Genomic DNA, 10,918 nt, shown 5'->3' with positions numbered 1-10,918 from the left:
ATGAAGGATGCCATAGATTCATACTTTCACCGGTTTGGGAATCCCGAAAGTGAGTCAGCCTCAGCGCAGCTTGGTATTAGGCGGCGTTGGATGAGGGTGTTCTGCGCTTCGAAGCGCAGAACACCCTCATCCAGCTACGACTAGGCAGCAAGCTGCCAAGTCTTCGCGTCCTTCTCCCTCACGGGAGAAGGAATGCTGAACGGGGTGTCTCCAGAAAGACGACGGGTGGTCGGTCGCCAACCGGCACCCCTTCCCCGGCTTATTCCGCTTTCGCTTTCGCTTTCGCTTTTGCCGGAGCCTTCTTGGCGGCCGGCTTCTTTGCCGCAGGTTTCTTCTTCGCAGCCGGCTTTTTCTTGGCCGGTGCCTTCTTCTTCGGTGCCGCTTTCTTCGCCCGCTTCTTAGCGGGACCCTTGGCGGCGCGATCGTCGATCAGCTGCGCCGCTTCTTCGAGCGTGAGCTGGTCCTTGTCGACGGTTTTCGGCAGCGAAGCGTTGGTCGTGCCGTCGGTGACATAGGGGCCAAAGCGACCATCCATCAGCTTGATCTCGGCCTCGGTGCGGGGGTGCGCGCCCATGATCTTGAGCGGCTCCATCTTGCCGCGCCCGCGACCGCCACTTTTCGCTGCATCGGCAAGCTTGGCAACGGCGGCGTTCATGCCGATTTCGAAAACTTCCTGGGTGTTTTCGAGGCTGGCCGATTTGCCATTGTGGCTCAGATAGGGGCCATAGCGGCCAATTTGCGCCATTACCGGTTCGCCGGATTCCGGGTGGATTCCCACTTCACGGGGCAGGGACAGGAGCTTGACCGCCCATTCCAGTCCGAAATCTTCCGCCGGAATATCCTTGGGAATCGACGAGCGCTTGGCTTCCTTGCCCTCGCCCTTTTCGACATAAGGTCCGAAACGGCCGACCTTCCTGGTGATTTTTTCGTCGCTGTCCGGATCGACACCGAGTTCCTGCGGGCCTTCGTCCTCGTCGGCATTGGCACCGCCGCCCTGCGCGAAGCGCCGGGTGAACTTGCATTCCGGATAGTTGGAACAGGCGACGAAGGCGCCGAAGCGACCGCCGCGCAGGGCCAGCTTGCCTTCGTTGCAACGCGGGCAAAGCCGGGGATCGCTGCCGTCTTCCTTTTCGGGAAACAGATAGGGCTCGAGAAATATGTCGAGCTCCGCGGTCACTTCAGACGGCAGCTTTTCCATCACTTCCACGGTCTTCGGTTTGAAGTCGTGCCAGAAGGCCTCCAGAATTGCCTGCCATTGCGCGCGTCCACCGCTGACTTCGTCCAGCTCATCCTCGAGCCCGGCTGTATAGTCATAGGCGACATAGCGGTCGAAGAAGCGCTCGAGAAAGCCGGTCAGGAGGCGCCCGCTCTCTTCTGCAAAGAAGCGGTTCTTCTCGATCCGGACATAGGCCCGATCCTTGAGCGTCTTGATGATCGAGGCGTAGGTCGATGGGCGGCCGATGCCCAGTTCTTCCATCTTCTTGACCAGGCTGGCTTCGCTGTAGCGCGGTGGTGGCTGGGTGAAATGCTGGATGGCATCGACGGCCTTCTTGGCCGGGCTGTCGCCCTTGGACATGGCCGGCAGCAAGCCGCCGTCATCGTCCTTGTCGTCATCGCGGCCTTCCTCGTAGAGCGCCAGAAACCCAGCGAACTTCACAACCTGGCCATTGGCACGCAGACCCGTCTTTCCAGTCCCGTCGAGCATCTCCACCGTGGTGCGTTCGAGCCTGGCGGACGCCATCTGGCTGGCCATGGCCCGCTTCAGGATGAGATCGTAGAGCTTGGCATGGTCGCCGCTGCCGACGCTGGTCTTGGTGAAGCTGGTCGGCCGGATCGCTTCATGCGCTTCCTGGGCATTCTTGGCCTTGGTCTTGTAGATGCGCGGGCTGTCCGGAACATAGCTGGCGTCATAGCGGTCAGCGATCGCCTTGCGCGCCGCCGAGATGGCACTGCCGTCCATCTGCACGCCGTCGGTCCGCATATAGGTGATCGCGCCGTCTTCGTAGAGCTGCTGGGCGATGCGCATGGTGTGGCTGGCGGAATAGCCAAGCTTGCGCGCCGCTTCCTGTTGCAGGGTCGAGGTGGTGAAGGGCGGCGGCGGGTTGCGGGTCAGCGGTTTGGTCTCGACCGTCTCGATCGTGAACAGTCCATTCTCGACCGCTGTCTTCGCCAGCATAGCCTGGCTCTCGTCCGCCAGATCCATCTTGCCAAGCTTGTTGCCGTCATGGATGGTCAGCCGCGCCTCGAAGGCCTGACCGGCCTGCTCCATCTGGGCCGTGACCGACCAATATTCCTGCGGCCGGAACGCCTCGATTTCGCGTTCTCGCTCGACGATCAGCCGCAGCGAGACCGATTGCACCCGGCCTGCCGACTTGGCCCCCGGCAGCTTGCGCCAGAGCACGGGCGACAGGGTGAATCCGACCAGATAGTCGAGCGCGCGGCGCGCCCGATAGGCGTCGATCAGATCCTCATCCAGCTCCCGCGGGTGCGCCATCGCGGCCGTCACCGCTTCCTTGGTGATGGCGTTGAACGTGACCCGGTCCACCTTTTCCGGCAGCGCCTTCTTGGCGCGCAGCACTTCCAGCACGTGCCAGCTGATCGCCTCCCCTTCGCGGTCAGGGTCGGTCGCGAGAATCAGGCGCGTGGCCTTCTTGGATTCGTCGGTGATCGCCTTGAGCTGCTTGGTCTTGTCGCCGTAATTCTGCCAGGTCATGGCGAAACCGTCGTCCGGATCTACCGATCCATCCTTTGGCGGCAGGTCGCGAATATGGCCGTAGGAGGCCAGCACCTTGAAATCCGATCCCAGATATTTTTCAATGGTTTTGGCCTTGGCGGGCGACTCGACGATAACTAGCTGCATAAGTTCCGATTTTCATGTTTCTCACGTATGTGCGCGAGGCTGTGACAGGGATTGCCCTCAGGTCAAGGCCCTGAATGAATATTTTTGTCAATGGCGATCGCAAATCGGCGAGGCCCGATCCGCTCATCCGTACAGGCTGACCCGCGCGCCGGCATGACGGTTCAGCCGTCCGGCGAGTTCCAGTTCGAGCAACGCAGATGCACGGCCGAAGGCGTCTGTCCGGACTGCCGGACCAGCTCATCGACCGAAACCGGCGCCATGCCCAGCAAGTCGATGACCGCCGCGCGCTCCGGTTCCTCCCCGTCCCGGATTTCGCCAATCCGGCTATCATCCTCCTCGTCAGCCAGTTCCGAACGCCCTCTTCCCGCTTCCACACGATCATCGAAAGGGCGGATCAATTCCAGAATATCGTCTGCCGACTGGATCAGGTTGGCGCCATCCCGGATCAGCATGTTGCATCCTCTTGATCGCGGATCGAGCGGCGATCCGGGAACGGCCATCACCTGTCGGCCGGCCTCCGCCGCGAGCCGCGCCGTGATCAGCGAGCCCGATCGGGGCGCCGCCTCGACCACGACCGTGCCACAGGCCATGCCGGCAATGATCCGGTTGCGGTAGGGAAAGTGCCGGGCGCGCGGTTCGGTGCCGGGGGGTTGCTCGGCCAGCAGCAAACCGGACGCCGCGATCTCTCGCTGGAGCAGTTCATTTTCCGGCGGATAGAAGATATCCAGGCCGCCTGCAATGACCGCGAGCGTTGCCGTGGGCAGTGCGCCGCGGTGCGCTGCCGTATCGATTCCCCTGGCCAGTCCGGACACAACCGCGACACCAGCGTCGGCCAGCTCACCGGAAAGGCGGTGCGCGAAGCGGCAGGCTGCCGCAGAGGCGTTGCGGGCACCGACCATCGCAACCGCCGGGCGAGCCAGCATATCCAGACGACCGAGCCACAGAAGGACCGGCGGCGGGTTTGAAATTTCGGCCAGCAGCGCGGGATAGGCGGGGTCGCCGAGAAACAGCAGCCCGGCACCGAGTCTTTCGATGGCGCGCAGTTCGGCGCTGATCCGGTCGGCCGCGGCAATCCGGGGCGGGCGACCGCCGCCGCGTGCCGCAAGCTCGGGAATGGCCGCCAGCGCGCGCGCCGCCGTGCCATATCTGCGGATCAGTTGGCGATAGCTAATCGGACCGATATTCTCGGACCGGACGAGCCGGAGCCGATCAAAATCCGCCTGGCTTACCCCATTGCCGTCAGGCCTTTTTCGTCGACCCGACTTTCGGTTCTTCGCCCGCGATCAGCCGTTCGATATTCGAGCGGTGTTTCCACAAGACCAGCAGCGCGAGACCGATGAACATCGGCATCATGGCATATTCCCCCAGAACGAACGCGGCGATCGGTACCGATACGGCAGCGAGCATGCCTCCGACCGAGGAATAGCGCCAAAGGGCCAGCGCACCAAGCCATGTGACCGCAAATATCAATCCTGCCACGGGGATCAGTGCAGCAACAACGCCCATCAGCGTCGCCACGCCCTTGCCGCCCTGGAACCGCAGCCAGACCGGATAGATATGGCCGAGAAACGCCCCCAGACCGGCCAGCACGCCGAGGCCCGGCGATATCTGCAGCGCGATGACGACCGCGGCATAGCCCTTGGCGAAGTCGAGCAGCAAGGTCAGCGCCGCAAGGCCCTTGTTGCCGGTGCGCAGGACATTGGTGGCGCCGATATTGCCCGACCCGATCTGGCGCAGGTCGCCGCCGCCGGACATGCGGGTCAGCAGCAGTCCGAACGGGACCGAACCCAGCAAATAGCCGCACAACAACGCCAGTATCGGTTCAACCCACATAGACTGCACAAAAATTACCCCTTGTTTCGCATGCGCTATATTTCCCGCTGGCAATGAGCAAGCATCTCGTTTCAAAAACCGGCCAAGGGCAAACGCCTGTCAGACGAACCGAAGCGGTTGCCGTTGCCATGCACTTCTCGCTATGGGCAGGACATGAGCGAAACCACGACCGGCGCATGCCCTCCCCTGCTGTTCTTCGATACCGGTGTCGGCGGCCTGTCGGTCCTTGCCGAAACGATCAAGCTGCTGCCGAACGCACCGATCGTCTACGCCGCGGACTATGCCGGCCTGCCCTATGGCATGAAGTCCGAGGCAGAGCTGTCGGCGCGGATACCGGCGCTGCTTGGCCGGCTGGTCGAGCGCTACCGGCCGCAGCTGGCGACGATCGCCTGCAACACCGCCTCGACCATTGCCCTCGACCATGTCCGTTCGGCGCTCGACATCCCGGTGGTCGGCACCGTGCCGGCGATCAAGCCGGCCGGCCAGACGAGCCGGACGGGGGTGATCGGCCTGCTCGGCACACGCGCGACGATCCGGCAGCCCTATGTCGACCGGCTGGCCGCAGACTTTGCCGCCGACAAGATCCTGCTGCGCCATGCGGCGCCGGAACTGGTCTATGCGGCGGAAGCCAAGCTGCGCGGCGAGCCGGTCGATACCGGCACCATCGCGGCGGCGCTGGCGGGTCTGCTCGACCAGCCGGACGGCGACCGGATGGACACGGTCATTCTTGCCTGCACCCATTTCCCGCTGCTACGCGCGGAGCTGGCCGTCGCGGCGCCCCGCCCCATCGACTTCATCGACGGCGCCGAGGGCATCGCCCGCCGGGTGGCCTATCTCACCCGCGACAGCGCCTGGCCGGCGACGAAGCCGGACGGAATCTTCGTGACCACGGGCGACGTGTCGGCCGCCGCCGCCTATCGCCCGGCCTTCAAAAAATTCGGCATTCGGCGGTTCGAAAAGCTATAGCCCCTTGATGTCCCAGCTTATTGCGAGCGGTTCTCGCTGGAAATAGTGGGAAAAGGCCGCTAAGGGGCTTGCCAAGAAGACCGCAAGAACAGATTTGACGCAGGATTTGGTGACATAGTGGACTACGACAAGATTTTTTCTCAGGCGATTGACCGGCTGCATGCAGAAGGCCGTTACCGGGTCTTTATCGATATTTTGCGCAACAAGGGCGCTTTTCCCAATGCCCGCTGCTTCGCGCACCACAACGGCCCGCAACCGGTCACCGTCTGGTGCTCCAACGACTATCTGGCGATGGGCCAGCATCCCGACGTCATTGCCGCGATGGAAGAGGCGCTGCACGACGTTGGCGCCGGTTCCGGCGGCACCCGCAATATCGGCGGCAACACCCATTATCATATCCAGCTCGAACGCGAGCTGGCCGACTGGCACGGCAAGTCCGGCGCGCTGCTGTTCACCTCCGGCTATGTGTCGAACGAGGCGACGCTGTCGACGCTGACCAAGATCCTGCCGGGCTGCATCATCTTTTCCGACGAGCTCAACCACGCTTCGATGATCGCCGGGATCAAGAACAGCGGCTGCGAGAAGCGCGTGTTCCGGCACAATGATCTCGAGCATCTCGAGGAATTACTGGCCGCCGAGGATCCGGAAGTGCCGAAGCTGATCGCGTTCGAAAGCATCTACTCGATGGACGGCGATGTCGCGCAAATCCATGACATCTGCGATCTGGCCGACAAATATAATGCCCTGACCTATTGCGACGAGGTCCACGCGGTCGGCATGTACGGCAAGCGCGGCGGCGGCATTTCGGAACGCGACGACGCGGCCCACCGGCTGACCATCGTCGAAGGCACGCTGGCCAAGGCGGTCGGCGTCATGGGCGGCTATATCGCGGCCGACCAGAAGATCGTCGACGTCATCCGCTCCTATGCGCCCGGTTTCATTTTCACGACCAGCCTGTCGCCCGTCCTGGTCGCCGGCGCGCTGGCCAGCATCCGCCATCTCAAGCAGTCGACCGCCGAGCGGGACGGGCAGCAGGCGGCGGCGCAGACGCTCAAGGACCTGTTTGCCAATGCCGGATTGCCGGTCATGGACTCATCGACCCATATCGTGCCGCTGCAGGTCGGGGATCCGATCAAGGCCAAGAAAATCAGCGACATCCTGCTCGCCGAATATGGCGTCTACGTGCAGCCGATCAACTATCCCACCGTGCCTCGCGGCACCGAGCGGCTGCGCTTCACGCCCGGCCCGGCCCATAGCGAAGAAATGATGGTCGACCTGACCAAGGCGCTGGTCGAAATCTGGAGCCGGATGGACATGGAACTGGCGATCGCGGCCTGATTTCTGGGGTAACTCCAGTCCAGGCCCGTGCGGCTTCCGGCCAATTGCGCTTTTAACCAGAACATTGCCTGACAGGCGTTCGGGTATCTCCGGCGTCTGCAAACGCCATCTGTCGTACCGGGCTTTGGACTCGCGCGAAGGCGCGAAGGCGCAAAGAATTGTTCCTTTTTCCGGCCTTAGCGGCTTCGCGGCTTCGCGTGATTCCAGTTCATGTTGCTTCGCAAGATCGCAGGCGGGTGGTTTGGCTGGCCCGACGGGCCAGTTTTCCGCCAGCGGGTGCAGGCGCAAGGGCGGGAGATGGGCCCCTGCTTTCGCAGGGGGACAAATTCTCAAAGTCGAAGTGGGAAAAGGGCAATCAGTCGCTAGCCGCCTGCGATGATGCTCGCGAACAGCTTATTGTCGACATTGCCCCCGGACAGGGTGATGGCGGTGCGATCGGTCAGGGGCAGCTTGCCGGAGAGGATCGCAGCCAGCGCCACCGCTCCGCCCGGTTCCAGGAGCAGATGCAGTTTCGCGAACGCAACCCGCATCGCGTGGTGCACTTCTTCCCGTGTCACGGACAGGCCGGTGGCATCGCGGGCCTTGAGAATGTCAAAGGTAATCGGGGCGACGCGCATAGTTTGCAACGCGTCGCATTCGGTGGCGGGCGGATTGTCGCCGACCGGGACGATCGACCCGGCCGCGAGCGAGCGGGCCATGTCATCCCAGCCTTCCGGTTCGACCACGACGATCCGGGCATCGGGATTGGCCAGCGCGGAGCCGGAGGCGAGACCGCCACCGCCGCAGCAGATGACCAGCTGGTCGGGCTCGGCACCGGTCAGCGCCTGCATCTGCTGGCGGATTTCCAGGCCGCAGCTGCCCTGCCCCTCGACAATCCACGGATCATCGAAACTCGGGACCACCACGGCGCCCGTCTTTGCCGCGAGATCGGCGGCCAGCTGTTCGCGCGAACCGCCCATCCGGTCGTAGGTGACGACTTCGGCACCCAGCGCGCGCGTGTTGTCGAGCTTGGCCCTGGGAGCGTCCTCCGGCATCACAATGATCGCCGGGATACCCAGACGCCGTGCCGCCCAGGCGACGCCCTGTGCGTGATTGCCGCTGGAAAAAGCGACGACGCCGCGCGGTCGCTGGTCGTCGGTGAGGTCGGTCAGTCGGTGCCAGCCCCCGCGAATCTTGAAGGCGCCAATCGGCTGCAGGCATTCTGCCTTGCACCAGATCGTCCGGCCATCAAACTCCATCGGCAACAGGGGTGTGGGGGGCAGGATGGCTGCTATTTTCTCTGCCGCGCGCTCGACTCCGGCCAAACCGGGTTGACGTTTCGGGTCCATCAGGTGTTGCTCTGTCATGGTGTCTCCCTATATGCGGTATTCTCGTTTCTCCAGCATTTAGAGTGAAAAACATGAGCAAGATATTGGTAATCGGCGCAGGCGGCGTCAGTTCGGTGGCGGTGCACAAGATGGCGCAGCTGATCGCGGCAGGAAATGGCACGTTCGGCGAGATTCTGCTGGCCAGCCGGACGCTGTCGAAATGCGATGCGATCGCCGAATCGGTCAAGCAGCGCACCGGCGTTGCCATCACGACAGCACAGATCGATGCCGATGACGTGCCGGCGCTGACGGCGCTGATCGAGCGGGAGAAGCCCGATCTGGTGGTCAATCTGGCGCTGCCCTATCAGGATCTGCCGATCATGGATGCCTGCCTGGCGACCGGGACCGACTATCTGGACACCGCCAATTACGAACCGCGCGACGAGGCGAAGTTCGAATATAAGTGGCAGTGGGACTATCACGACCGTTTCAAGGATGCGGGAATCATGGCGCTGCTCGGCTCCGGCTTTGACCCCGGCGTGACCAGCGTCTTTACCTGCTGGCTGAAGAAGCATCATTTCGACCGGATCGACACGCTCGACATTCTCGACTGCAACGGCGGCGATCACGGGCAGCATTTTGCGACCAATTTCAATCCCGAGATCAATATCCGGGAAGTGACCGCCAATTCGCGGCACTGGGAAAAGGGCGAGTGGGTCGAAGGCCCGCCGCTGACCCAGAAGCAGGAGTTTGATTTCGAGGCGGTCGGCCCGAAGAACATGTACCTGATGTATCACGAGGAAATCGAATCCCTCAAAACGCATCTGCCGGAAATCCAGCGGATTCGATTCTGGATGACCTTTGGCGATGCCTATCTGACCCATCTGGCGGTGCTGCAGAATGTCGGCATGACCCGGATCGACCCGGTGATGTACGAAGGCCGCGAGATCATTCCGCTGCAGTTCCTGAAAGCGGTGCTGCCTGAACCGGCCAGCCTCGGCGAGACGACCAAGGGCAACACCAATATCGGGGTCATCGCGACCGGCGTGAAGGACGGCGTGGAGAAGACGCTGTACGTCAAGAATATCTGCAGCCACGAAGCGGCCTATGAGGAAACCGGCAACCAAGGGGTCAGCTATACCACCGGCGTGCCGGCGATGATCGGCGCGGCGATGATGCTGTCCGGCCAGTGGCAGGGCAAGGGCGTGTTCAACATGGAGGAATTTGATCCCGACCCGTTCATGGAGATGCTGAACCAGCATGGCCTGCCATGGACGCTGGAAGAACTGGAAGCTCACCTGGCCTTCTGAAATGGAGACCAAGGCTGGCGATCCCGGCGCGTTTGCGCATTTTGACCTGAGCCGGGTGCCATCGCCCGCCTTTGTCGTCGACGAGGTTGCGGTGCGCCGCAATCTCGAAATACTGGCAGACATCAAGACGCGGTCTGGAGCCAAAATATTGCTGGCGCTGAAAGCCTTTTCGATGTGGTCGCTGGCGCCGCTGATCGACAAATATCTGGATGGCTATTGTGCGTCCGGCCTGTGGGAGGCACGGCTAGCCAAGCAATGCTTCACGGGACCGATCAGCAGCTATTCGCCGGCCTACAAGTCTGACGACCTGCGCGAGCTGTCCGCGATTTCGGAACATATCACCTTCAACAATCCGGCGCAGCTGGCGCGGTGGATCGGCGATGCCGACATGAAATCCGCGCTAGCGACCTGCGATCTCGGGCTGCGGATCAACCCGGAAATCGCGCTGGGCGAGACAGCAAAATATGATCCGAGCCAGCCGCACAGCCGTCTCGGCTATCCGGTTAGCCAGTTGCAGCCGGAAGATTTCCGGCATCTGTCGGGCGTCCATTTCCACAACCTCTGCGAACAGGGTTTCGATGCGCTGGCGCAGACCTGGGGCAAGATCGAGCCGGTGCTGGCTCCGCATTTTGAGACATTGAAATGGATCAATCTCGGCGGCGGCCACCACATCACGCGGGATGATTATGACCGCGATGCGCTGGTCGGTTTCCTGAAGGAACTGAAGGCCCGGACCGGCTGTGACATCTATCTGGAACCGGGCGAAGCCGTGGCGCTCGATGCCGGCATCCTAGTGGGCGAGATTCTGGATGTGTTCGACAACGGCATGCCGATTGGCATTACCGATATCTCGGCGACCTGTCATATGCCCGACGTGATCGAGGCGCCCTACCGTCCGGCCATGCTCCACGAAGGCAGCGAAGGTCCGGTGATACGACTGGGCGGCCCGAGCTGCCTGGCGGGGGATATTATCGGCGACTATATCCTGCCCGAGGAGCCTCATGCCGGGCAGCGCATCGCCTTTCTTGACCAGGCGCATTATTCGATGGTCAAGACCAACACGTTCAACGGCGTGCCGCTGCCCGCGATCTGGTTGTGGAACAGCGAAAGCGACACGCTGAGTTGCGTCCGGTCGTTCGACTGGACCGCATTCCGCGACCGGCTCAGCTAAAATTTTTTGGTTTGTTCAGCATTTAACAAGCATCGGGTCTTTACAGACCGGATCAGTGGCAATATAGCCGCGCCTTGCTGCCCCATGGTCGCTTGCGTTTCCGCAAGGCAGCTCAATCGATCTTAGCCTATAA

The 10,918-nt window shown here is 62.3% G+C and carries 7 protein-coding genes and 1 pseudogene; 4 read left to right on the top strand and 4 right to left on the bottom strand.

From position 1 onward, the window contains the following. Window positions 1-259 precede the first annotated feature (259 nt). From topA to plsY, 3 genes and pseudogenes are all read right to left on the bottom strand, one after another. Window positions 260-2,860, bottom strand: a complete 2,601-nt coding sequence (topA, locus tag V7650_RS12105; RefSeq protein WP_335656493.1) for a type I DNA topoisomerase — start codon at window positions 2,858-2,860, stop codon at window positions 260-262. A 123-nt stretch (window positions 2,861-2,983) separates the two neighbouring features. After that, window positions 2,984-4,041 (bottom strand): annotated as a pseudogene (gene dprA / locus V7650_RS12100) (DNA-processing protein DprA). Between the two features lie 58 nt (window positions 4,042-4,099). Then, a complete protein-coding gene (plsY, locus tag V7650_RS12095) occupies window positions 4,100-4,693 on the bottom strand; it encodes a glycerol-3-phosphate 1-O-acyltransferase PlsY (RefSeq protein ID WP_335656505.1) in 594 nt (197 codons plus the stop codon). 153 nt (window positions 4,694-4,846) lie between these two features. Between plsY and murI the strand changes: the two genes are divergently transcribed. Both murI and hemA read left to right on the top strand, forming a co-directional pair. Next, the gene (gene murI / locus V7650_RS12090) at window positions 4,847-5,659 is read left to right on the top strand and encodes a glutamate racemase (protein WP_335656492.1); all 813 of its coding nucleotides are present in this window, start codon (window positions 4,847-4,849) and stop codon (window positions 5,657-5,659) included. A 117-nt stretch (window positions 5,660-5,776) separates the two neighbouring features. Further along, the gene (hemA, locus tag V7650_RS12085) at window positions 5,777-6,997 is read left to right on the top strand and encodes a 5-aminolevulinate synthase (RefSeq protein ID WP_335656491.1); all 1,221 of its coding nucleotides are present in this window, start codon (window positions 5,777-5,779) and stop codon (window positions 6,995-6,997) included. A 362-nt stretch (window positions 6,998-7,359) separates the two neighbouring features. On the opposite strand, the gene V7650_RS12080 is transcribed toward hemA, so the two are convergent. After that, the gene (locus V7650_RS12080) at window positions 7,360-8,343 is read right to left on the bottom strand and encodes a threonine ammonia-lyase (RefSeq protein WP_335656490.1); all 984 of its coding nucleotides are present in this window, start codon (window positions 8,341-8,343) and stop codon (window positions 7,360-7,362) included. Window positions 8,344-8,396: 53 nt separating this feature from the next. Between V7650_RS12080 and V7650_RS12075 the strand changes: the two genes are divergently transcribed. Both V7650_RS12075 and V7650_RS12070 read left to right on the top strand, forming a co-directional pair. Next, the gene (locus V7650_RS12075; RefSeq protein WP_335656489.1) at window positions 8,397-9,614 is read left to right on the top strand and encodes a saccharopine dehydrogenase family protein; all 1,218 of its coding nucleotides are present in this window, start codon (window positions 8,397-8,399) and stop codon (window positions 9,612-9,614) included. Between the two features lies 1 nt (window position 9,615). Further along, on the top strand, window positions 9,616-10,785 hold the full coding sequence (locus V7650_RS12070) for a carboxynorspermidine decarboxylase (RefSeq protein ID WP_335656504.1): 1,170 nt from the start codon (window positions 9,616-9,618) through the stop codon (window positions 10,783-10,785). Window positions 10,786-10,918: the final 133 nt, after the last annotated feature.

The sequence above is a fragment of the Parasphingorhabdus sp. genome, from assembly GCF_036964565.1.
Taxonomy (GTDB): Bacteria; Pseudomonadota; Alphaproteobacteria; order Sphingomonadales; family Sphingomonadaceae; genus Parasphingorhabdus.
This window is presented reverse-complemented; position numbering and strand designations above follow the sequence as displayed.